This is a genomic window from Shimia sp. NS0008-38b (assembly GCF_040370365.1).
Classification (GTDB): domain Bacteria; phylum Pseudomonadota; class Alphaproteobacteria; order Rhodobacterales; family Rhodobacteraceae; genus Shimia.
In genome coordinates this window covers 1,222,955-1,246,951 of sequence record NZ_BAABWQ010000001.1, presented here as the reverse complement: position 1 = coordinate 1,246,951, position 23,997 = coordinate 1,222,955, and the positions used below count along the sequence as shown (strand labels likewise).

At 53.2% G+C, this 23,997-nt stretch carries 20 protein-coding genes; 11 read left to right on the top strand and 9 right to left on the bottom strand.

Features of this window, described 5'->3' with window-relative positions; all coding sequences use genetic code 11:
• Positions 1-124 precede the first annotated feature (124 nt).
• Entirely contained in the window at positions 125-994 is an 870-nt protein-coding gene (locus ABWV47_RS06040) for a helix-turn-helix domain-containing protein (RefSeq protein WP_353309496.1), read from the bottom strand.
• Positions 995-1,146: 152 nt separating this feature from the next.
• Between ABWV47_RS06040 and ABWV47_RS06035 the strand changes: the two genes are divergently transcribed.
• From ABWV47_RS06035 to ABWV47_RS06005, 7 genes are all read left to right on the top strand, one after another.
• Complete coding sequence (locus ABWV47_RS06035; protein ID WP_353309494.1) at positions 1,147-2,541, top strand: family 4 glycosyl hydrolase; 1,395 nt, start codon at positions 1,147-1,149, stop codon at positions 2,539-2,541.
• The gene (locus tag ABWV47_RS06030) at positions 2,538-3,425 is read left to right on the top strand and encodes a carbohydrate ABC transporter permease (RefSeq protein WP_353309491.1); all 888 of its coding nucleotides are present in this window, start codon (positions 2,538-2,540) and stop codon (positions 3,423-3,425) included. The genes ABWV47_RS06035 and ABWV47_RS06030 overlap by 4 nt, the downstream gene beginning before the upstream one ends.
• Positions 3,426-3,428: 3 nt before the next feature.
• Complete coding sequence (locus ABWV47_RS06025; RefSeq protein ID WP_353309488.1) at positions 3,429-4,340, top strand: carbohydrate ABC transporter permease; 912 nt, start codon at positions 3,429-3,431, stop codon at positions 4,338-4,340.
• Positions 4,340-5,461 (top strand): ABC transporter ATP-binding protein, encoded by a 1,122-nt coding sequence (locus ABWV47_RS06020; protein WP_353309486.1) that lies wholly within the window; start codon positions 4,340-4,342, stop codon positions 5,459-5,461. Before ABWV47_RS06025 ends, ABWV47_RS06020 begins: the two co-directional genes overlap by 1 nt.
• A gap of 25 nt (positions 5,462-5,486) precedes the next feature.
• Positions 5,487-6,752 carry an ABC transporter substrate-binding protein gene (locus ABWV47_RS06015; protein WP_353309483.1) on the top strand — a complete coding sequence of 422 codons (1,266 nt, stop codon included), beginning with the start codon at positions 5,487-5,489 and terminating at the stop codon, positions 6,750-6,752.
• Between the two features lie 61 nt (positions 6,753-6,813).
• Positions 6,814-8,325, top strand: a complete 1,512-nt coding sequence (pglA, locus tag ABWV47_RS06010) for a polygalacturonase PglA (protein WP_353309481.1) — start codon at positions 6,814-6,816, stop codon at positions 8,323-8,325.
• Positions 8,319-9,386, top strand: coding sequence for a glycoside hydrolase family 88/105 protein (locus ABWV47_RS06005; protein WP_353309478.1), 1,068 nt, complete (start codon positions 8,319-8,321; stop codon positions 9,384-9,386). The genes pglA and ABWV47_RS06005 overlap by 7 nt, the downstream gene beginning before the upstream one ends.
• A 501-nt stretch (positions 9,387-9,887) precedes the next feature.
• Here the strand turns inward: ABWV47_RS06005 and ABWV47_RS06000 are convergent.
• Both ABWV47_RS06000 and ABWV47_RS05995 read right to left on the bottom strand, forming a co-directional pair.
• The gene (locus ABWV47_RS06000) at positions 9,888-11,153 is read right to left on the bottom strand and encodes a ribulose-bisphosphate carboxylase large subunit family protein (RefSeq protein ID WP_353309476.1); all 1,266 of its coding nucleotides are present in this window, start codon (positions 11,151-11,153) and stop codon (positions 9,888-9,890) included.
• A complete protein-coding gene (locus ABWV47_RS05995; protein WP_353309474.1) occupies positions 11,150-12,514 on the bottom strand; it encodes a four-carbon acid sugar kinase family protein in 1,365 nt (454 codons plus the stop codon). The genes ABWV47_RS06000 and ABWV47_RS05995 overlap by 4 nt, the downstream gene beginning before the upstream one ends.
• A 127-nt stretch (positions 12,515-12,641) precedes the next feature.
• Between ABWV47_RS05995 and ABWV47_RS05990 the strand changes: the two genes are divergently transcribed.
• Positions 12,642-13,469, top strand: coding sequence for a phosphogluconate dehydrogenase C-terminal domain-containing protein (locus ABWV47_RS05990; protein WP_353309472.1), 828 nt, complete (start codon positions 12,642-12,644; stop codon positions 13,467-13,469).
• A gap of 82 nt (positions 13,470-13,551) precedes the next feature.
• Positions 13,552-14,268, top strand: a complete 717-nt coding sequence (nanR, locus tag ABWV47_RS05985; RefSeq protein ID WP_353309469.1) for a transcriptional regulator NanR — start codon at positions 13,552-13,554, stop codon at positions 14,266-14,268.
• A 2-nt stretch (positions 14,269-14,270) separates the two neighbouring features.
• On the opposite strand, the gene ABWV47_RS05980 is transcribed toward nanR, so the two are convergent.
• The 6 genes from ABWV47_RS05980 to ABWV47_RS05955 all read right to left on the bottom strand — a co-directional run bounded on the left by ABWV47_RS05980 (position 14,271) and on the right by ABWV47_RS05955 (position 21,315).
• The gene (locus tag ABWV47_RS05980) at positions 14,271-16,019 is read right to left on the bottom strand and encodes a D-apionate lactonase family protein (RefSeq protein ID WP_502959681.1); all 1,749 of its coding nucleotides are present in this window, start codon (positions 16,017-16,019) and stop codon (positions 14,271-14,273) included.
• Entirely contained in the window at positions 16,016-17,032 is a 1,017-nt protein-coding gene (locus tag ABWV47_RS05975) for a Gfo/Idh/MocA family protein (RefSeq protein WP_353309465.1), read from the bottom strand. The genes ABWV47_RS05980 and ABWV47_RS05975 overlap by 4 nt, the downstream gene beginning before the upstream one ends.
• A 12-nt stretch (positions 17,033-17,044) precedes the next feature.
• A complete protein-coding gene (locus ABWV47_RS05970) occupies positions 17,045-18,106 on the bottom strand; it encodes an ABC transporter permease (protein WP_353309462.1) in 1,062 nt (353 codons plus the stop codon).
• Positions 18,106-19,644, bottom strand: coding sequence for a sugar ABC transporter ATP-binding protein (locus tag ABWV47_RS05965; protein WP_353309459.1), 1,539 nt, complete (start codon positions 19,642-19,644; stop codon positions 18,106-18,108). Before ABWV47_RS05965 ends, ABWV47_RS05970 begins: the two co-directional genes overlap by 1 nt.
• The gene (locus ABWV47_RS05960) at positions 19,644-20,303 is read right to left on the bottom strand and encodes a DUF2291 family protein (protein WP_353309456.1); all 660 of its coding nucleotides are present in this window, start codon (positions 20,301-20,303) and stop codon (positions 19,644-19,646) included. The genes ABWV47_RS05965 and ABWV47_RS05960 overlap by 1 nt, the downstream gene beginning before the upstream one ends.
• Before the next feature lie 64 nt (positions 20,304-20,367).
• Entirely contained in the window at positions 20,368-21,315 is a 948-nt protein-coding gene (locus ABWV47_RS05955) for a D-ribose ABC transporter substrate-binding protein (RefSeq protein ID WP_353309454.1), read from the bottom strand.
• A gap of 682 nt (positions 21,316-21,997) precedes the next feature.
• Here ABWV47_RS05955 and ABWV47_RS05950 point away from each other — a divergent pair.
• Positions 21,998-22,726: a FadR/GntR family transcriptional regulator gene (locus ABWV47_RS05950; RefSeq protein ID WP_353309451.1), complete on the top strand. Its 729-nt coding sequence runs from the start codon at positions 21,998-22,000 to the stop codon at positions 22,724-22,726.
• Between the two features lie 88 nt (positions 22,727-22,814).
• Positions 22,815-23,951: a sugar ABC transporter substrate-binding protein gene (locus ABWV47_RS05945; RefSeq protein ID WP_353309448.1), complete on the top strand. Its 1,137-nt coding sequence runs from the start codon at positions 22,815-22,817 to the stop codon at positions 23,949-23,951.
• Positions 23,952-23,997: the final 46 nt, after the last annotated feature.

Genomic DNA, 23,997 nt, shown 5'->3' with positions numbered 1-23,997 from the left:
AAACAAGGCTCGGAAACCTTTGAGGTCAACGTGCAACCAGCCAGCGGTGTTCTCACCAAAGCGAGGCGGTTGGTTTTTGAGACGACAAATTTGTGCCATGGTCAATCGGGGCGGCGATGTTGCTTCAACCGGTTGGGAGTATGCCACCGTGTTCCCCGCCGGGCTTGTAGCTTGAGGGACTTGTGCCAAGGTAGCGTTTGAACATGCGGCTGAAAAAGTATGGATCAGCATATCCAAGTTCTGCCGCCACCGCTTTCACCGACACCCCCATTCCTAAACGCCCCGCAGCAAACTCCATCCGTTTAAGTTCGCGAAACTTCTGAGGGGTGTGGCCAATACGATCCCGAAACGCGCGTCGGAAGTACTCCTGATTATAAGGCACATCTTCGAGGACTTCTTCGGTTTTTGCTCCCAGTACATCTGCCGAAAGTCGTGAGGCTACCCGCATGATCTGCACCGAAAGCTGGTCTTGTTTGTCTTGCATGTCTGCTTCAGTTCGCCAGTCCACAAAGGCTTCTTCAAGAAATGCTAACAGGAACACCATGAATTGGTGATGTTGCGCTAGGGTGGTGCGGCCGTGCGGTGCTGTGGCGCGAAAGTGCTGAACCAGCGGAGCCAGAACCGACCAAGCCGATAGCCGAACTGTGCGTTTGAGTGTCATGCGCGTGATCAGGTCGTCACGGTCGAAAAGCGTTAGAGAAAAGTGTTGCGCAATCCCAGTGAAGACGCCATCGCCACCATAGTGCGTCCCTTGAAACCGTGTGTATGCGGGGATCAACATGGCGTCCCCAGCACGAAGGCGGATGCTTTCCTGCATATCCCCCACAAGGTAATTGCCGCCGCCACTCAGACAAATAATGAGGTCATGGGTCGGATTGAGCTTGTCGATACGCCAACTGGGATGGTGCAGCATTTTGATGGTCGGACGGGCGAGTTTGAGCGCCAAAGAAGACGGCGGAATATGACTCAATAGAGAATGTTCGTTTTTGTCCATCATTTTGTCAATTTAGCAGCATTCTTTAGAAAGCTCTATTGAAATATAGCTGTGTGAAACCGTGAAACTGAACTCTGAAGCAGTGTTCTTGCGGCAAAATGGGAGGTTTTGCGAGTCACTCGACCTTGGTCGACGTGTGCTCGCGATAAAAGATGCACATTTCCGTTCAAAATACGTCTGTTCGGATCGCCTATGTTGGCGGTGGGTCACTGAATTGGGCTATCAGCTTGATGGGCGACTTAGCGTCTGACAGCCGATTGGCGGCTGAGGTGCGTCTTTTCGATACCGATTTTGAGGCGGCGTGTAGAAATGCCGAGATCGGCAAGCGCTTTGCGAGTGTTTCCGCTGGCGAGCCCGCGAAGTACAGTGCGCACAAGGAGATATCTGAGGCCTTAGATGGCGCGGATTTGGTGGTGATATCGATACTGCCAGGCGCATTTGAGGATATGGCGCAGGATGTCGGCATTCCTGCAAGTTTTGGTGTTCCTCAGGCAGTCGGCGATACGGTGGGGCCGGGCGGATTGTTCCGCGCACTGCGCGCTGCTCCCATGATGATGGATATTGCACGAGCCATTCGCCTCTTTGCGCCAGACGCCTTTGTGTGCAATCTGACGAACCCAATGTCGGTTTGTACCGGTGCGTTGTATGCGGCTTATCCTGAGATCAAGGCATGGGGCGAATGTCATGAGGTGACAAAGATCCGCCGTCAAGTGGCTTGGATTGCCAATCGGGAGGCCGGTAAGTCTGTGTTTGACCACCGTCAGGTTCAGGTGCGGGTCAAAGGAATCAATCACTTCACTTTTGTGGACCAAATGGCGTTGGCTGGGCAGGATATGATGCCGGCCTACCGCGCCTTCGCATCGGAATTTGAGCGCAGTGGTTGGTTGCAGGTCGAAGCGGGAAAAACACCTGAACATGATCGCTACTTTGGCACCCGCAATCTCGTGTCCTTTGATCTGTTCCGTCGCTTTGGTATCCCGGCTGCGGCGGGTGATCGGCATCTGGCGGAATTCCTACCGGTTAGAGACTATTTGAATGACCCCGAAAGCTGGGGATTTGCGCTGACACCGGTCAGCTACCGGATAAAAGATAGAAAAGAGAAACTGAGCAAAGTAACAAAGCTGGTTGACGGCACAACTGCTCCGATTGTGACCCGTTCCGACGAGTCTTTGCTGGATCAAATCGTTGCACTCAGCACAGGTGTGCCGTTCGTGAGCAATGTGAACCTACCCAATATTGGCCAGATTGACGGTCTGCCGTTAGGCCACATTGTTGAAACCAACGCCATTTTTGATGGCACCGGGATGTCTCCGGTCTGCGCAGGCTCATTGCCCGAAGGTCTGAACGCGATTATGTGCGATCATGCTACTCGCCAGTCAGAGCTGATTTCGGCGTTGAACAACGAAGACGCGGCGCAAATCTTTGCACTTTTCCAATCCGACCCGCTGGTCCGCGATCTTCCTTTAGAGAAAATGCGCGAGATGTTTGACCAAATGCGATCTGCAACGGCACCTTGGTTGCCTGACTACCTAAGAAAGGCAGCATGATGGGTGGAGAAAGCAAATATGTTGGGCTGTGGTTCGTCGCCCCGTATGTTATCGGATTGGTGTTGTTTATCGCCTTTCCTTTCGTGGCGTCCTTTTACCTAAGTTTCACGGACTACGATCTCTTATCGAGCCCGGAATGGATCGGCACAAAAAACTACGAAAAGCTGTTCACGCGAGACCGCACCTTTGACAAATCTCTCAAGGTGACGCTGATCTACGTGTTCACGACGGTGCCGTTCAAATTGGCCTTCGCGCTCTTCATTGCGGTGGTGCTGAACTACAGATTGAAAGGCATCAACTTCTTCCGCACGGCCTACTATGTGCCCTCCATTCTGGGCGGATCAATCGCGATTGCCGTGCTGTGGCGCTACATCTTTGCGAGCACCGGTCTTTTGAACATGGTGGTCACATATTTTGGCGGTGAACCGATCAATTGGTTCGGCGATCCAGGAAATGCACTGTTCACCATCACCTTGTTGCGGGTGTGGCAGTTTGGATCGGCAATGGTGATTTTTCTGGCGGCGCTGCAGTCCGTGGACAAATCTCTTTATGAAGCTGCGGCCATTGACGGAGCCAGTGCGTGGCAGACGTTCCGCAACATCACCCTGCCGCTCATCACGCCGGTGATCTTCTTCAACCTGATTATGCAGACAGTGCAGGCCTTTCAGGAATTCAATGGCCCCTACATCATTACCGAGGGTGGCCCACTGAAGTCGACTTACCTGCTGCCGCTCTACATCTACGACGAAGCTTTCAAGAATTTTGATATGGGCTATGCCTCTGCCATCTCTTGGGTGCTTTTCACAATCATCATGGTTCTGACCCTGATTGCCTTCTGGACGTCAAAGAAATGGGTCTACTACGCCGGCGACAAGAGGAATTGAGCCATGGTCAGCGTCACTGAAACAGCCAAAACTTCGGCCGAAAAGCCCCAGATTTCCGCTTTGCAGCGCCAAATCAATCGCCGCGCCCGTCTCAGCGCAACACTGCGCTACAGCCTTTTGGCGGGCATCGGTTTGCTGATGGTGTACCCTTTGATCTGGATGATCGGGGCGTCCTTCAAGACCAATGCGGAGATGTTTTCCAGCCCGTCTTTTTGGCCTAAAGAGCCGACCTTGCAGGGGTATATAGACGGTTGGAAAACCTCGACGCCCTACACATTCGGGCATTTCTTCCTGAACTCGCTCTGGATCATCATACCAAAGGTGATCGGCACCGCAGTGTCCTGCACGCTTGTCGCCTACGGCTTTGCCCGCTTTGAGTTCCCTGGAAAGCGCATTCTGTTCGCCACGGTGATTGCAACTTTGTTGCTGCCCAATGTGGTGACACGGATCCCTCAGTATCTCTTGTTCCGCGACATTGGCTGGCTTGATAGTTTCCTCCCTCTATGGGTGCCATCTGCGCTGGCGGGGGATGCGTTCTTTGTCTTCATGGTGGTGCAGTTCCTGCGGGCCATTCCTCGCGATATGGAAGAGGCAGCTCGTGTGGATGGCGCCAACTCGCTGCAGACACTGATCTACATTGTCGTGCCGCTTCTTGCGCCCGCTATCATCTCTGTTTGCCTGTTCCAGTTTATGTGGACGATGAACGATTTCCTTGGACCGCTGATCTACATTTCTTCGGTCGAAAAATACCCGGTGTCCCTTGCTCTTAAGCTCAGCATCGACACCACGGAAGCCTTTGCTTGGAACCAGATCCTCGCAATGTCGGTACTAACTTTGATCCCATCACTCACGGTTTTCTTCCTTGCGCAGAAATACTTCATTGAAGGGATTTCCACTGGGGGAGTGAAGGGCTGATGGCCGAACTAAAACTCAAAACGGTTGAAAAAACCTATGGCAATGGATTCAAAGCCGTACATGGCATTGACTTGGATGTTGCCGAAGGCGAATTCATGGTTCTGGTCGGTCCGTCCGGCTGTGCCAAATCCACCACCTTGCGCATGATTGCCGGTCTCGAAACCATCACTGGTGGGGAAATTCAGATCGGCGATAACGTGGTGAATGACTTGGTGCCTGGCAAACGCGGCATCGCCATGGTGTTTCAAAACTATGCGCTCTATCCGCATATGAAAGTGCGAAAAAATCTCTCTTTCGGCTTGAAGCTCAAGCGCGAGCCTAAAGAAAAGATCGCGAGTTCCACTGCTGAGGTTTCCGGTATCCTAGAGATTGAAGAGTTGCTCGATCGGTTGCCAAAGCAGCTGTCTGGTGGCCAAGCACAGCGTGTCGCGCTTGGCCGCGCTTTGATCAAACAGCCTGAAGTGTTTTTGTTTGATGAGCCGCTGTCCAATCTGGATGCAAAACTGCGCGCTTCCATGCGTGTCCGTATCACCGATTTGCATAAACGTTTGCGAGATGAGGGGCGTCCCGCCACGGTTGTCTACGTCACCCACGATCAGGTCGAAGCTATGACCATGGGGGACCGTATTTGTGTGATGAAAGACGGGCACATCATGCAGGTGGCGGACCCGGAAACACTCTATGACAGACCGGCAAATGCCTTTGTGGCCGGCTTTATTGGCATGCCGGAAATGAACCTGGTGCCATCGGTGCTGACACAAGGTGAAGGCATCACCCTCACGCTGGATGGACAGTCCGTTAGAATTACGGAGGGCTTAGACGGGCGCGTTGACGTGCTCGAAGGTCCGGTTACTTTGGGCATTCGTCCGCAGCACCTTGAGGTGTTGCCGGAAGCAGAAACCAACACGTTTTCTGCAGAAATCACAAATCTCGAATTCATGGGGCACGAAATCGTTTTGCACGCCAGAGTCGGCACCGCAAACTTTGTGGCTGTGATCCCGTCGGAGCGTTTCAACAAAGCGCTGAAGCGGGGCGATCGCGTTGGTCTCAGACCGATCGGATCGCATATCCATCTTTTTGACGCGGATAGCGGCGAGAGCCGGTCTTTGGCGTCGGATTGAGATCTTTGTCAGGGAGGAGACAACTATGAAAACTACAGCAATTTTGGGCTTTGCACTGGCCACAACCGCAATGTGTGGCATGGCGCAATCCGCCGAGCTACGCATGAGTTGGTGGGGCGGAGACAGTCGCCACGAAGCGACACAGGCTGCGCTTAAGGTCTGCGGCGAAAAACATGGCCATACAATTAAGCCAGAGTTTACCGGCTGGTCTGGGCACTACGAAAAACTCACCACTCAAATTGCAGGTGGGACGGAAGCCGATATCATGCAGGTCAACTGGCCTTGGCTGTCGATTTATTCGACTGACGGGACTGGCCTTGCCGATCTCAACCAATTCTCGGGAACCATCGATCTGTCCAACTGGGATGCTGATCAGCTGGATGCGGGCACCATGAAAGGCAAGCTCAACGGTCTGCCGATCTCAACCACCGGGCGTTTGTTTGTGTTCAACAAGACCACTTACGCAAAAGCGGGCCTCGATGTTCCGAACACTTGGGAAGATCTGCTCGCTGCTGGTCCGGTTTTCCAAGAAAAGTTGGGCGACGCGTTCTACCCGTTTGAAGCATCCAAACTCGATGCGGCGTTGGTGATGACCATCTACGGCACCCAGAAGACTGGCAAGGCCATGATTGATCCAGAAACTAACGAGTTGGCATGGACGAAAGAAGAGTTCACTGACGCTGTGAACTTCTACCAGAAGCTCGTCGACAATCATGTGGTCCAACCGTGGAAAGAGGTGGCTGCGGCTGGCAACATCAAGGTACACGAAAACCCGCTCTGGGCCGACGGTACGATCGCTGGAACCTATCAGTGGGACTCGACCTACTTTAAGATCACCAACCCGCTAGAGGACGGGCAAGAAGTTGTTTACCATGGTCTTTTGAACCAAGACGGTCAAAAGACCCCTGGTGTGTATCGCAAGGCTTCCATGGTGTTCTCGATTTCTGCCAACTCACCTAACCAAGACGCGGCGGCACAGATTGTGAACTGTCTTCTGAACGAAGAAGAAGGTGTCGCAGCGCTTGGTTCCACGCGCGGGGTTCCGGCCTCAACCGCAGCGCGTAGCCAGCTGCTGTCCGCAGACGCCATCAAGGAACAGCAGATTGATGCACAGGCTAAGGTGATTGCCGCCGAAGGCCCTGCCATCCACCCAATGATGGAGTTTCCGACAGTGCGTTCTGCGCTTCAGGACAATCTCGAACTCTTCGCTTATGGCGAGATCGATGCGGCAACCGCAGCAGACGAGATGATGTATGCCATCGAAGAGGCATTGGCGGATATCTCCGGCTAAAGGCCAATTCACCTTGGGCGCCGCGTTTTGCGGCGCCTACTTCACCTTTCAGGGTTTTCTTATGACTGCGCTTCGCGTCCTTGGTCGATGTGCCTATTCCGCATCGATGTTGATCGTTTCTGGCGAAAGCCGTTTTTATCTTGAACAGGCAATGGACTGGCTGTTGACAGATGGCACCGGTGCAACCGTGCAAAGTGGCAAAACCACCGCTGCAGGGCTGTATCTGGATAGACTAACGCCAGATTCCGAATACTTCCTCACGGTCGGGGATGCAGATATTCGGTTCTCCACACTACAATGTACAAAGGCCATTGATCCTAGGGACTTTGGTGCAGATCCAAGCGCGGAAGACAACCAATTCGCCTTTCAGGCAGCAATTGACGCCGTACCGGCAGGTGGCGCGTTGATTGTGCCGAAGGGGGTGTTCTGTTCCGGTCCAATTTTTCTAAAATCTCACATGACCTTGCACCTTTCCGAAGGGGCGACACTGGCAGCGATATCCAGCCGCGACAATTGGGAAATTTTGCCAGCGCGTAACGGATCAGGGCGAGTTTTAGGAACATGGGAAGGGGCACCGGCCGACAGCTACGCTGGCTTTATTACAGCCATTGACAGCGAACAGCTTAGAATAACCGGCAAAGGGACCATCGACGGCGGTGGAGATCGCGGGGATTGGTGGTCTTGGCCAAAAGAGACCCGAAACGGCGCGCGCCGGCCTCGGACTGTCTTTCTGGCGCATTGTAACAGTGTCGTCATGGCCGGCGTAACGGTTCGGAACTCTCCATCATGGACAGTGCATCCGTTCCATTGCGTCGACACATCTTTCTCCAATCTCTCAATTCAGAACCCGTCTGAAAGTCCCAACACAGATGGACTGAACCCGGAAAGCTGCTGTCGCGTGGATATTTCCGCAGTCCATTTTTCTGTCGGCGATGACTGTATCGCAATCAAAGCGGGCAAGCGCCTGCCAGATGACAATAGCCACCTTGCACCAACATCGGATGTCACGATCGCGCACTGTCTCATGGAATTTGGTCATGGTGCGGTCGTTTTGGGGTCTGAAATGTCCGGAAACATCACGAACACACGGGTGGAACACTGCGACTTTCGACGGACCGACAGGGGCCTGCGTATCAAGACACGGCGTGGGCGAGGCGGTCGGGTTTCAGACGTTCATCTCAAAAACGTTGTGATGGATCGTGTTCCGACACCATTTGCGATTAACGCCCACTATTTTTGCGATCCCGATGGGCATGAAGAGTGGGTGCAGTCTCGGGCGCTTTCGCCGGTCAATGCGACGACTCCAAAGATCAAAGACATCACACTTGAGGACGTGACGGCCAATAACGCTGCGACTGCAGGGGCAGCCTTATTGGGGTTGCCGGAATCCCCAATCACGGGGGTCTCTCTAACAAACTATCACGTCTGTTTTGATGGGCAGGCATCGCCAGCGGTACCGCTCATGGCTTCAGATGTCGAAGCGGTACTAGGGGTGCCGTTGTTAGTCGAACACGCGACCGTCACAACCGATAATTTTTCCACCCAAACGCACGAGGATACCGCGAGATGCTAGCGCAATATTTTGATACTCTCGCTGCGCAACACATTCCCTACAAAGGGGGCGCTTGGTGCTACGAGGACGGGCTGATTTACTTTGGGCTTGAGGCATTGCATCGGGCTTCTGGGGACCCACGTTGGCTTGCTCATATTGAGCGCCTGATCGCGCCACAAGTTGGAACAGGGGTAGGCCTCGCGGGCTATCACATGAGCGACTACAACATCGACAACATTTTTTCGGGTAGAGCGTTGCTTTACCTTCATGAAGTGAGTGGTGATGAGAAATGGTTGGAGCGGGCTGGGCTGCTTGCGAAACAGTTGCAAACGCAGCCCCGGACAAAGTCGGGCGTCTATTGGCACAAACTTCGCTACCCGTGGCAAATTTGGTTAGACGGCCTCTACATGGGCCTGCCTTTCCAAATCGCTTACGCTCAACGCGTTGGAGCCCCGGGTTTGATTGATGATGCTCTTCAGCAGCTGCGCACAGCGCTTGAGATTACCTACATTCCGGAAACACGCCTTTATGCACATGCCTTTGACGAGGCTCGTGTCCAACAATGGGCTTCACCGAAGACTGGGGTCAATTCTGCGCACTGGGCGCGGGCTGTTGGGTGGCTGGCAATGGCACTCGTTGACATCGCTGAGCTGGTCGGACATCAGAAATTTAATCCATTTCGGCAAGACACCAGCCGTTTGTTGAACCAGATTGCGGAGTTGCGACAACCAAGCGGTCTATGGTTGCAGGTTATAGATCAGCCAAGACTGGCAGGGAATTGGGAAGAAACCTCCGCCTCCGCAATGTTTGCGTATGCCTTATTGAAGGGGCAGTTGTTAGGGCTATGGGATGGCCCAGGGGCTGAAATTCGAGAAAAGGTCATCAAACGTAGTGTGGCGTCAGACGAAGGAAACACGCTGCGAATGGTCGACATTTGTCATGTCGCGGGGCTCGGCACGTTCGAAGGGCGGTACCGTGATGGGACCGCAGAGTACTACATTTCCGAGGACATAATCACTGATGATCCAAAAGGGGTTGGGCCCTTGATGCGGCTATATGCGTTGGCTCCTTCTATTGTTTAAAGAGTTGGGCCGTTAGAATTGTCCGAATAGAAGTCAGTTTGACTGTATTGTGCCAAATTCGAAACGCGCCACCATATGTCTATTGGCAGGCCAACAGCGTGAGTAGGACACGCTGAGGCATGGCACGGTGCAGGCTTGTCAGCGCTCCAGTAATGCTGGAGCGCTGAGTTGTGTTGCGTATGGCTCTTGTGCCTTTCCAAGGGAGAGTGCCCCAGCCCGTTGTTGCTCCGCAAATTACAGTCTTCGCGTCTTCTTTCCCGTGTTTGGTGATGCTGCGACGGAGTGCCTGAAACTGAAATCGATCTCGACCAACACATCCGCATAGCGCCCATTTACCGTGGTCCCATCAAAATCCGGATGCGGCAGCATCAGCAAGTTCAGCTTTGTGCAAGGAACGAAAGCGCAGAAAGGTTCATCCGCGGCCATCCAGTGTTCATTGATGTTAAAGGTTCAGAACAGGTCTTGGAAGAAGGCTCAGGAAGCGAATGCAATTTTCTTTTATCAGAACTCAAAGTGAGGTTTGGGGAAGTGCTTCATCGCGCGCTTTAGCGCGACGCTGTGTGCTGAAAACGCCTCTATAGATACACCAAGCGCCGCTGCCTTGCCTGCATCTCTTAGGCTTGCAACGCCAGCGGCCACACCGTCCGGATGGCTCATGAGCCCGCCGCCCGCGCAAAAGATGAAATTATCATTGCCGAGGAGGTCGCGCGCTGGCTCAAGTTGCCAAATGGTTTGGCCCGATGAAAACACTGGCATGGCCGTGTGTTCTGGTCCGCCCCAGTCCGAAACCGGGTGCTGCACCGATTTCGCGGCTTTGGCGACAACCTCATCGGGCTCCGTGAATTTACTCGCCAATCCATTGACATGCAGATGATCTGCGCCGGCCAGCCGCCAGAGTTTTTGCATCACTGAAAAGTCGATCCCGATATCCGGTGAGCGCGATAAAAGCCCCCAACCAGCCCGATGGCCATGTACCAAAACGTTGCTGTGATCACGCACCGCGCGAAGGCCGGTCAAACCGATGGATTGCATACAAACCATGGCACAGGTCGCACCGACGGCATCCATTTTGTCGAGGTTGCGCCACATTTGATCGATCTCGTCTGTGATGTTCACAGCATACAAAACCTTTTTTCCTGTCTTGTCAGCGTGCTCGTGAATGACCGGCATCACAGCATCAAGACGCGCCTCAAATGGGCAGTTTGGACCGTTGGCCTGCAACTCATCATCTTTGATGAAATCGATGCCGGCCTTTACTAGGGTGTGTACAAGATCTGCAGTTTCTTGCGGCGTGAAGCCGATGCTGGGTTTGATGATTGTCCCAATGAGCGGGCCGGTGTGATTGCCCATAAATTGGCGGGTCCCAGCGGCACCGAATTGTGGTCCCGGGTGATCGTGCGTGAATTCTACTGGCAAATCGACATCAACCAACCGGACGGCAGAGAGCTCAGCCAACTCAAACAAGTTGCCAGCCAGCGTTGACATCAATGTTGGTAGGGATGTGCCAAAGTTTCCCAAGGGCCAGCTAATGGTGACCAGGCCACGATCAAAGACCTTTCCGGGCTTGCGGCAGGGAAGGGACGGGGTGGCCGAGCTCCCTGTTGGCACGATTTTGTCGACGCGTGCTCCGGATCGGTCTCGCAACTCATCGGTTTCGCTTGCGAGACGCACAAAAGTGCCGGTTGATTGTTCGCCTGCCAAAACCGCTGCGGCGTGCGCCAGCCCGGATGGTGTCTCGATATCGTAAGTTGCTGTGATACGTGTCATCTTGTTCCGCCACCATCTCTGATCCAGCCAAAATAATCCAAGCTACCCATTTGTCCGCCTTTCAACGCCAGCTCAAGCCCATCCATAGGGCCGTCCGAGTGGGCCAAATATAGCGACGCACCGGGGATGGTAGGGGCCAACGCCGAAAGGGCAAAAATACCAAGTTTCTGCGTTACAAAGCCGGATGTGTCACCGCCGGAAATAACGGCTCGACGAACACCGCTTCGGGCCAAAACACTTGTCAAAACTTCGCCTAAGGCTTGTCCGATACGCTTGTTGACTTCGCCCATGTACAGGCCGAAATCGGCCGCTGCCTTTGCAAGCGCTGCAACGGCCGCATCATCTGGACCTTGAGCCGAAAATATCAAAGGTGCTTGGCCGTCGGAGAGGACTTTTAGAGCGTCATTCACAACGCGCTTTATCTCGAGAAAAAGAGTGTCTTGGGTCTCACAGACCTTTGAGGCATCAAAGCGAATACAAGCAAACCCATTGCTGCGGGCCCACTTGATCTGTGCGCCGGTTGTGGCGGAGACTGATCCGGAGACAATAACCATCCCTTGGGCGTTTCCTACAGATTTCGGTGGTGTGCTTTGACCAAGCTGGCCGGTGTCGCGCCAATGGCGGATAAGTGCATATTCGATGCCCTGAGAGCCGACAACAAAGGGGTTCTCATTGCGGTTGCGCCATAGCATTCGACCTGCGCGGGCTTCGGTTGTCTCATCTATGCAATCGATGGTCCGAACTTGGATTTTGCCAAATTGCGCCGGCGAGGAAAACGCATCGTTGTCGACGTCATGCTCCAGTGACCGTGCCGCGGCCTGAACCTGATTTGATTGGGCGGAGATGTGGAGTGCGACATCGGGTTGCGTCATCGGGGTGACGGGGTGGTTTGCCATCACTGGGTGCTGGTCAAGTCGGTAAACATGATCTCCGTGCCCTGCAAAAAGCTGGCCAAACACTTGGTATCGACGCATTTGCGGCGCTGCGACAAGCACAGGAACCATCTCGGGCGCCCAAATCTTCGCCCCGATTTCGATCGCACGTCCGATAGACCCTGTTTCTGGCGACGAATCCAAAGTCGAACAAATTTTGTAGTGTGTGATTTCCGCGTTTAATGCCTTCAGAGAACGAAATGCGTTGGGAAGCGCGGCGTCCATTTCTTGAGGTGACCAAGTGCGCGCTGTTGATGCGATCCCAATGGCCTTCAAATCTGGGAAGCGAGCCAGTTGTTCGGGAGACGGAAACTCTAGAAAGAGCATCGTCGGAATTTTAGCAAAAGCCAGCACTTCCATTACGGCGGCGGCTCCCGTGAAGTCATCACCGTACCACGCAATCAACAGTCGACTAGAAGCGAAATTCAATTCCAGGTCCTTTTCTACACGCCTGCAATGTGACTCGGCGCTTGACATATTGGTATGCTTAGTAACTTATCATACCAGCTGTCAACTGAGGTTCTAGGAGCCCAAAAATCATCTTTGGAGGTGTCGCGTGTCGAAAATTGCGTTGTTCGGAGCTGGAGGAAAAATGGGCCTGCGGCTGTCCAAAAACCTTGCCGGGTCGGACTTTGAGACTGTGCACGTTGAGGTTTCATCGGCAGGTCGTGCTCGTTTGAAATCCGAACTGGGAATTGAGTGTCAGGATGCGGACGCCGCCTTGGCTGATGTGGATATTGTCGTGCTGGCTGTGCCTGACACAGCGATAAAATCCGTCAGTGAATCCATTATTGATCGCGTGCCTTCGGGCGCAATGGTTGTATGCCTTGATGCTGCCGCGCCATTTGCGGGGCATTTGCCGGACCGTTCTGACGTGACTTATTTTGTAAGTCACCCCTGCCATCCACCTATCTTCAACAACGAAGAGACTATGGCGGGCCGCAAAGACTATTTTGGAGGGGTGGCAGCCCAGCAAGGCATTGTTAATGCGATAATGCAGGGGCCAGAAAGCGACTATGCGCTGGGAGAAAAAGTTGGGAAGACCATCTTCGCGCCTGTTGCGCGGTCCCATCGCGTGACCGTCGAACAAATGGCATTGCTTGAACCTGGCTTGTCAGAAACGGTCTGCGCCTCGCTTCTGGATGTTATGAAGGATGCCATGGATGAAGTGGTGGCGCGCGGCGTGCCCGAGGACGCGGCGCGAGACTTTTTGTTAGGTCACATGAACATTTTGGGTGCAGTCATTTTTGGAGAAGTCGAAGGCGTTTTCTCGGATGCCTGCAACAAAGCCATTGAGTTTGGTAAGACTGCGCTCATGCGAGACGATTGGAAGCGCGTGTTTGAGCCTGACGAAATCGCAGCCAGCATCGAGCGCATCACCTAGACTTGCATTTCTTGTTCTCTTGTAGCACCAGTTGATAAGTTTCAACTGGTGGCAAGGCCGCCGATAACGACGGATGCCCAGAATGGAAGACACCGAAAGCAAAATCGTTCGCATGAAACTTTCAGATCAGGTGTTTGAACGTCTGCGCGAAATGATTGCTGGTGGTGAACTTTCAGCAGGTGATGTTGTCCCATCCGAGCGAGCATTGATGGAGCGTTTTGGGGTCGGACGTCCCGCTGTGCGAGAGGCTCTGCAAGCCATGCAGGGCAAGGGGCTCATTACGATAACACATGGCGGGCGAAGCCGTGTGAACGCGCTGACTGCAGGCGTTGCCTTCAAGCAAGTGGATGATATTGCAAAGCTTTTGTTATCCAAAGAACCTGCCAACGTCGAGCACCTGAAACAAGTGCGCTTCATACTTGAACTGGGGACCGTGCGCATTGCCGCTCAAAAATGCACATCCAAAGACGCAGATGACCTTGCAACCCTGATAGAAGCACAGCGGGCCCATCTTGGCGATGCCGAGGCATTTATGAAATCGGACGTTGCGTTTCACACGCGTCTTGCCGCGATTAGCGCAAACCCATTGATCCAATCAATTACCGAAATGATGCTGACGTGGCTGTTTGAATATCATTCGTCCTTGTTGCTTTGGTCTGGCCGCGAAGAGACAACCCTGATTGAACATGCCGCCATTGTCGATTGTTTGCGGTCCAACGAAGAAGCAGCCGCTGCCAGCGCCATGGAAGATCACCTAAATCGATCAAAATCCAATTTTTCTTCGGCCGTAAAAGAGTGACTTCACGGTAATTTAACCCTCCACTCAAACGGACCAAGGTCACCTTGCTGCTCACATGTAAGGTTCGCTAAGAACTCCGTGTCCGCCACCTGAAGTTGGGCGAGGCCCTGACCAATCTGAGAGGATTTGACGGGCTGTCGTGCCATAAGAGCCAAAGAGCGCAAGACCTCGACAATCGGCCACGCCTTGCGTTCGCTGACAATCCCTCGGGGGCCATAGAGCGCTGCGGGTGTCCAGATTGCAACATTTGCCGGAGCTAACGCCGCCGCCAGGCCCATCGTATATGCGGCTCCAAATTTGGCTTTGTGGCGTGGGTCATCGTTCGCCATCGCAACGCGTTGCTGATTGGGATTTGGAAGCGTCCGGTTGCCATACGGGTTATGCCGCATGGCGATTGTTGAAGGACCAATACGATAGTCCAGATCACCAATGATGGCGCGAGCAGATCGCGTAATATGTGGGATGGCCTCTAGTGTCCCCATGACGGACAAATCATCGGCGGCGTGTACAATGGGACACAACCCGTGGCTGACAAAACTCAGCATTTCTACAGGCGGGCGCTTGCGATTGAGTTCGGGGAAAAAGCTTACCATTCCGCCACCACGATAGGTATCCGGGAAGGCATGCGCCGCGGCCCTGTGGATATCTTCTAAAGGGGGGCAATCTGGCCATTTTGATCCGGGTGGCGTTGACTGAAGATCCACCGCCGGACAGATAAGGATGCTCGCAGGGTCAAAACCGCTGCGTTTCATTTGAATGGCAAGCGCCTCAAGTTCTGTAGCTGGCGCCCCATCAAACTTGCATACCATTTCAAGGTCAAAAAGCTGACCAGAACAGACGTCCTGTGCGGTGCAGAACGCTTCAAATTGTGCTTCGGTGTTACCAAGGGTTGCATCAAACTGGCACAGCAGTCTTTGAGGATTGACCGGGCCTATGTCGTCAGGTCGATTTGACAGGCGGAGCGCGTCGTTGGGCGTGATGACCAACGCCATTTCGGGGAAGGTGCTCGGAGGCATCGCCGACTCTGGTAGCGCTTCGGAAGGTGTTGCAGGCTTGGTTGTGTCTGCCTCCCACGTCAGCGTCACTGATTGATCAATCCGCGCGCCGTCTTCAATGATGTATGGCCAGGGCATCGCCAGTGGACGATTGTAGGTTTTGAACGAGGCGTCTCCCCATTGGCGTTGATCTTCCATTTCAAAAGTGTCGCCCTGGAACGTGCAAGCGACCTTGGTTAACCCGACGGAATGTGTAAGGGCGGTGATGTCTTGAAATGGTTGCCATGGCACTATTTCATCGGGAAAGCAGCTGTGCTCGATTGTACCATCGCTGTGTGCAACGCTCACCGGGCGCCCTGCCACATCTGTGATCGGGTGCAGGACGGTGAAGCCGGCGCGGCTTGTTTCAAAGCGGCCTTCGGAGAGGCCTTGGGCCCTCACCGTAAACTTATGTTCGGTCGTTTCGAGTGAGATGTGAACCTTGAGCCGCGCATCGGACGTGGTGAATTCAGCATCATATGACAAGCGCAGATTGGCCTCGGATTGGATCATCACCTCGTTAGAAATGAGCGGGGTAAGCGTGCCCCAGTCACGATCTCTGACCAAAAATGCGATACATCGAATGGCCTCGATGTCATGTATTTTGATGTGACGAACTGCGCCGTCCTCCGTCGAGAACGTCCATGGGCCCATATGGTGGTGGTGGCGTTCAAGAGGTGGTTGATTTGTCCCGTAAAGGTCTGCGTTTCTTGTCATAGGTCTGACACTGGCACGGTCCGACCCTGCGCCGCGGACAAATAGGCGGCCTCGACTAGGGTGAGGGTTTTTAGATTGTCCGCCCCCGAGGTCTCAGGTTCTACACCGGATGCAATACAGTCAACAAAGTGCTGTTGTATCGTGAGCACGCTTTCTTGAATATTGTGCCATGGTTTTTGCGCCCAAGCCAACACAGGTGGAGAGACATCAATCACCGCTTCCTTGTCGGTTTGTACGATGAGTTTGTAGTCGGCATCCAGCCGCAAAGTGCCTTTGGATCCGTCGATTTCCAACAGCGTTTGGGGGAAGGTTTCAGGCATTCGACGGGTCGCATAGGAGCAATCAACCACACTTGTCGCGCCGCCTTTGTGAGTGATCAGCATAGTTGCAACATCCTCACCCTTTATGCGTGTATTGATACGACGTGTCGTTGCGGCAATGTGTTTGGCATCCCCAAAGAAGGCGCGGCTTATGTCAAGAATATGGATGCCAAGATCTTCGATGATAAAGCGTTCGCCCTCGGCCAGATAGGGTTGGCCGGAGAACACGTCATAGCCCGACCTAAAGCTGACACGGCCAAAAAATGGCTCGCCGATTTTTCCCAATCGGACGACTTGCAAGGCGGCCAGTATGGGGGATTGCCAGCGAAAGTTCTCGTGCACCATCAGGGTCTTGCCTGCGCGATGAGCCGCGTTGACCATTGCGCGGGCATCTTCCAGGTTTTCAGCGAAAGGCTTCTGGCAGACAATGTGGACGTTGTGCGCTGCTGCGCTTTCGACCAGCGCGCGGTGAGAGCCGACTGTGGTCGCGATATCAACGAAATCAAATCCGCCATCTGCCAGCATTTTCTCAGCGTCTTGATAGGTTCGTGAAATGCCAAAGGCGGCGGCGCACTGTTTCGTTCTCTCTGCATCCAGATCGCAGATTGCCACAATCTCCACGCCATCAATGTCACGCCAAGCTTGCAACTGATTTTGTGCGAAAAACCCGCATCCAATTACTGCGCCCTTCATGTCGATGCCCTCCTAGGTTTCAATCGCAGACTGCGCTTGAAGTGCAACGCGGGCCTGTACCTTTTGCTGGGCTTGATCAATGACCACAGCAGCAATGATAACCACGCCTTTGATAACCGTTTGCCAGAACGATGAAACACCCATCATCACCAGCCCGTCGGACAGAACCCCAATGACAAAAGCGCCAATAATTGTGCCACCGATGCGGCCACGTCCCCCTGACATCGAGGTGCCTCCCAAAACGGCGGCGGCAATGGCATTCAGCTCGAACGTGTTTCCCGTCGCAGGGTGTGCGGCAACCAGCTGCGAAGAAATAATAAGTCCAACTAGTGCCGCACAGAAACCGGAAAAGATATAGACAAAGTATTTTGTCTGATTGACTTTGATACCTGACAACGCTGCGGCCCGTTCATTGCCGCCCACCGCGTAGATATGACGCCCAAGCGGGGTCCTTGCGGCAATATAGGCGGCCAGTAGTCCGACGGCGATAAGCATGACGATTGAGACGGGAATGCCCAAGATCTCGCCAGCGCCAATCCACCGGAAAGTGTCTGATCCGTATTCTGGGTTTCCGTTGAGGTTTGGAAAAGTACGACCGTCCGAGCTTAGCATTGCGGCACCGCGCGCGACATAAAGTGTACCCAAAGTGGCAATAAAGGGAGCCACGTTTAGCTTGGTTATCAAGAAGCCGTTTAAGGCGCCGATACAGACGCCGACGCCGATGACCAACAAACAAATCTCAAAGGTGTTGAATTGAATGGACCAACCGAGCCCAATATCAATTCCGTTCAAAACCAGATAGCCGGCGACCATACCGCAAAGCCCGACAATGGAGCCGACTGATAAATCGATCCCGCCCGACACGATCACAAATGTCATGCCGATGGCCAAAAACGCGTTTAGTGCGACGTGTTTAGACATAATGATCATATTGGCAGTGGACAAAAAGTTAGGTGCGTTAAGAGCGAAAAAGCTGAACACCAAAATGAGCGCGATGAAGGTTCTGGCCTTCAACACTATTAGAAGCATGTTTTGGCTTGATGCCTTTGGGACGGGCATTGCGTGGTCAGTCATTACGCTGGCTCCTTGTGGCGCGGGGCAGTGGTGTGGCCAACACCCGAGGCTGCTACGAGCGCCCGGTTTGTTGCGGTTTCGCGGCTAAACTCACCGGTGACACGTCCGTTAGACATCACCAGAATTCGGTCAGACAGTGACATCACTTCGTCTAGATCAGAGGTTACGAAAATGATCGCCAAACCTTCGTACGCCAACTGTCGCATGACGCGGAACACTTCGGCTTTGGCACCTATGTCGATTCCGCGTGAAGGTTCATCCATCAACAGAACTTTGGGACGGGTCATCAATGCTTTTGAGATAACCACTTTTTGCTGATTGCCGCCTGAAAGGGACGAGACTGCGTGTTCTGACGACGCGACTTTAATCGTCATGCGTTTGACAAAGTCCGCAACTGCGTCGCGCTCCTTGCTCAGACTCATAAAGATCCCGCGCGTAAATTGTTTCAGGCTGGAAAGGGTTATGTTTTCGCGGATGGACAAAATTTCGACCAACCCGTCATGCTTTCTGTCCTCAGGAATGAGAGCGAGGCCGTGCTCAATCCTGCTCGCGACGCCAGATCGCTTCAAAGCCACGCCATCCACAAAGAACTGACCCTTGGCATGCGGATGACGCCCCATGACGCATTCCAAAAACTCGGACCTGCCGGCCCCCATCAATCCGTAAACGCCAAGGATTTCGCCGCTGTTCAGCGACAGGGAAACGTCATCAACCAAGAGTCCACCGGCTTGCGAGCCAAGAGACACATGTTCGGCCCGAAACACTTCATCGCCAAAAGGGTGTTCGATCTCCTTGGCAAAATCCTTACCGTTCCCGCCAATCATATTGTGCACAATCCAATCGACATCGACACCGTTCATTGAGCGTGCGCCCGTAATGACCCCATCTCGTAGAACCGTGACGTAGTCGCCGATTTTGATCAATTCTTCGAGGCGGTGGGAGATATAGACGATGCCGACCCCATTGGCTTTGAGATCCGAGATGACACGAAACAAGATCTCAACCTCCGCAGAGGACAGAGCCGAAGTTGGCTCATCAAGGATCAGGATTTTAGCATCATGGGCCAAAGACTTGGCGATCTCGACAATTTGTTGCTGCCCGACGCGTAAATCACCAACCATGTCGTCCGGATCTATGTCTTGCTCCAACCGCTCCATGAGCGCACGGGTTTGTGCACGCTGCTCGGTTTTATCGATATCTATGCGGCCACGCGTCTTTTCGCGGGCGATAAAGATGTTTTCTGCAACCGTCAGATTTGGAAACAGGTTGAGCTCCTGAAAAACTATGCCAATTCCGTAACGGCGCGCTGCCTCTGTTGTTTTTAATACAACAGGCTCGTCGTCGATCAGAATTTGGCCGGTCGTAAGCTGTTCCACACCTGAAATGACTTTCATCATGGTGGATTTCCCTGCGCCGTTTTCTCCGACAAGCACGTTGACCGCCCCCATGCGCAGGTCGAAATCCACCGCATTTAGGGCGACTGTTCCTGGGTAAATTTTGGTGCCATTTCGTATCGAAAGTCCAATAGAATGCGCCATCACTCTTCCCCAAACGTGAGTGTTGTCGGGACGAGTTCTATCTCTTTCGAGATGTCTTTGAACGTGAATACGCCCTCAAATTTTACTGGCTGCGCCGTTAAGTCCCCTTCAGGTATTGTCAGACGTTCATGAGCCATGGCGTTCAATCCACCGGCCAGCTTGGCGAATTCGATTTGGTCGCGGAAGTTACTGAAAAGCAGAAATGGCATCGCATCTCTTAAAGACGTTCCTCGTACGATCGGCCCCAACTGGATTGTTACGTCGGCTTGGCCATCTTCATCTGTATCGACGTGCAATTTCGCCGCACGGCTTGCCGTCTTAGCCGTTAGGATTATCCCCGTTCCTGAGATTGCAAAGTTCCATGGATTGGCTTCTCCTTCCGGGCGCAATCCAAACGCCATACCTGCAGCATCCACATCGTCAGCCAAAGCTGAGCGCAATTCCGCAAGGGGAACCACGTGCTTTGACACGGTTGGAAGTACGTCTGTTTCCCAAATCTCGCGGGCATAGATTGCCATCCGCTCGGCATCTGTCAGAGCGGCTTCAATCTCGCTCTCACTGTTTGGATCGACATTTTTGACAACTTTGCAGCCCGTCAGAACTGTTAGAGCGACCAACGCACCAAATGGAATGGTAGTGAAAATGAATGATCGACGCATATGGCCCTCGTTCGGAAGTGAAAGAACCCGACGCGTTCGCCGGGTTCTCTATGGTCTTTTTGGGTTATGCCGATAGTTGGAATGTCTCCAGGCGGGCGGCATTGTCCGCATTGATCAATACGCAGTCCATTAGCTGTTTTTCCTCAAGACCGGTTGTGCCGGTGTTGATGTATTGGTCAGCTTGTTCCACCGCAATTTGAGCTTGGCGGTATGCTGGTTGAAGAACAGTCGCTTTTATGCCCCCTGCAAGGATGCTGTCTCGTACATCGTTGGACCCATCGAAGCCGACAACAATGACGTCGTCGCGGCCAGCCGCTTCAAGTGCAGCCCATGCGCCCATAGCCATTGTATCGTTTCCACAAATCACCCCTTTGATATCGGGGTTGGCCTGCAAAATTGATTCCATTTTTTCAAAGGCTTCGGTCTGGGACCAGTTCGCAGATTGCTGTGCGACCATGACCAGGTCGGGGTATTGATCGATGATGTCATGATATCCGGATGACCGGATGCCTGCATTTGTATCCGCCTCGCGCCCCACAAGCTCTACGTAATTTCCGGCCTCTTCCATAATGGCCACGAACTCCTCGGCACCCAGTTGCGCGCCCTGATAATTGTTGGACACAATCTGACTGACGGCAATGCCAGTTTCCTTGATTTCACGGTCGATCAAAAACGAGGGAATGCCCGCATCCTTGGCACGCTGGACAGCAGCGACAGTTGCATCAGCACCTGCATTATCAAGAATGATCGCAACAGCCCCCCTTGCAATAGCGGTGTCAAACATCTCCGATTGTTTGTTTGGGTCATCGTCGTGGACGAGCACAATAGTGTCATAGCCCAGCTCGATGGCGCGCGCTTCAGCACCGACAGCTTCCGCCTTGAAAAAGGGGTTGTCGTGGCTTGGCGTCAGTATGGCGATCAGCCCCTTGCCCTGAGCAAAACTCAATGTTGTGCTTGCGAGTGTTACAACCCCTGCGAGCCCAGACATAAAAATACGACGGTTCGTGTTCATTGGTAGTCCTCCCTAAAATCACAGCCAGCTTTTCGCGTGCCGATTGGCCGATACCTTTTCCTCACATCGTCATATTGTCAACAGGTATGATGAGTATGCCGAAAAACCCACCGTTTGGTAAATTCAATTTTGAAACGCGCAGGGTAGCCGCTCTGCCAAAAATTTCAGGACCCAAAACAGGCGAGAGACTTGGATTCACACGTAGGCGCGCTGGGCAATGAACGCATCGCGAAGACGGTATCTTTGCGCTTTTCGAGCGCTTGGTTCCTTCGCGGGGATTCAGTTAACCGCAAAACTGCATGCACATAGTGCGGGGCTTGCGAGCTGCCGAATACCCAAGTGCTGCGTACGCGATTTCTGTTTCGTGAACCTAATCGCGAAATCTGCACTGTATCCTCATTGCCTCCTGCTGCCACCAAGTTGGCCTCGTTTAGTTTCCTCTTTCAGACAGGTGGTGTCTGTCGACTTCTTGGGGGATGGGCGAAGGAGAATTGTCCTTCGTCCTTACAAGGCTTGGCCCACCTCTCTCCAATTCGCAAGTCAATTGTTGGGCAAATATGCAAGATTATCCACGTATATGTCAATATGCGGCGAAGTTCGCCTGTATTGACTCGTATTTGTTGGACAATTAAGTTCCAAACAGAATCAGCAAAATGTGGCTCTCACTTGTGAAGGAAGTTTTATGCCCGCCTCGACTTCAGATATTGAAGAGATTGAACCTCGGTCCGTCGTTGATGACGTCGTAGCGCAGATGCGCGATTTGATAAGTGAACGTGGTTTGACCGTCGGGGATCAACTTCCAACGGAAAAAGAGCTTTGTGAAATTTTCGGTGCTTCGCGCAATACGGTTCGCGAGGCGATGCGCATTCTGAAGGCCTACGGTGTCGTCAAGGTGCGCCAAAAGATTGGTGCAACGATCGTCGACAATCGGATGTCATCGGCAATGGAGATGTTCTCGTTCAACGTCATGGACATCTCGCGAAAAACCTTCTCCGATATTCAGGGTTTTAGGTGTTTGCTCGAGGTTTCCTCGGTCGAGGAGGTGTTGGAGAACATCACTGAAAAGGACATCGAAGACCTGCGAGCCATAAATTCCAAGCTGTTGACGGCCAGTGGGATCGAAAATGCAGCAGAGCAGGATTTCCTGTTTCACACACGTTTGATCGGCGTGTTGCGAAACAAGGCGATTTTGGATGTCTACGGTTTGATGAAGCCGGTGATCCTTAAAATCATTCAAAACGGAAAAACACGGCGCACTTTCGAGACAGATACGTACCACGAGCATGAAGCGGTCATCGATGCCATCGAGGCTCGTGACCGCATTGCTTATCAGTACCGGATGAAGACGCACCTTGAAGCCGGATACGCTCATTTCAACGAGACCGACCCATTCCCAGAAACATCAAAATAACAGAAGGCGCCCAGTCCACTGGCAAGCGTCCAAATCACAGCCAGTGTCGCTGGCACAAACTTCAAACTGAAATCTACGGGAGATCCTAATGACACATAAAGTGAAAATAATGGCTGCGGCGGTGAGCGCTCTGTTCGCAGCGTCCACGGCGTTCGCAGGACCGACATCAGTCCAAGGCCCAGGCGCCAATCCTTCTTGTTTTGCCCCGTGGGATGACAGCACGTCATATATGCAGTGGGATGCACGCGAAGGTCCATTTCGTGTGGCGGTCGTGAATGGGTTTGTTGGCAACACTTGGCGCATTCAGATGATCAAAACCGCAAAAGCATTTGCGCAGGATCCAACGATTGCTGACAAAATTTCGGATTTCAAGGTTGTGTCAACGGGCACTGATGCCCCTGCACAGCTTGGCGCGATCGAAGATTTTATCAACCAAGGTTACGATGCGATTATCACCATCGCCGTTAGCCCAGATGGCTTTGACCGTGTGATCCGCTTGGCTGATCGCAATGATGTTGTTTTGGTGCCTTTTGACAACGTGTTGGACACCGAGAAGGTCATGCAGGTGAACGAAGACCAGCTTGCTATGGGCCGTGCTTATGCGACCCATGTTCTGGCGGAACTGGCTGCAATTGGCAAAACGTCGGGCAAAGTTCTCGAAGTGCGTGGTCTGGCGGGCAACTCGGTTGATCGTGATCGTTCTATTGGTATCAACACGGTGCTGGACGAATCTGGTGGAGACTGGGAGCGCATTAGCGTTGTCGGAAACTGGGATGATGGCACCGCGCAAAAAGTCGTCGCGGACGCAATCGCGGTTCACGGTGAATTTGACGCTGTTCTTGCACAAGGCGGCACGACCGGTGTTGTGCGCGCAATGCTTGACGCGGGCCATCCGATGGTTCCGGTTTCTGGCGAAGCAGAAAACGGTTTCCGCAAATTGATGTCGGAGCACGCAGATGCAGGCCTCAAAGGGATCTCGATTGGTCAATCTCCAGGGTTGGTTGCCATCGCAATGAAGGCTGCGATTTCAGCACTCGAAGGCAATGTTATGCCGCAGCTGATTTCGGTGCCTTTGCCGACAGCCACCTATGATCAGCTGGAGGATGGCAAGAATTTCTGGACGGGTCTGCCGGATAACTTCTTCACGGTGAACGAATTCCCACCTTGTGACGTCAACATTTCCGGTCCGGCCATTATGGCACAGGACGAAGCAGATTTGAACTAATCGACGTCTGAATTGTTGGGGCGCCGCATTGCTGCGCCCCACCACA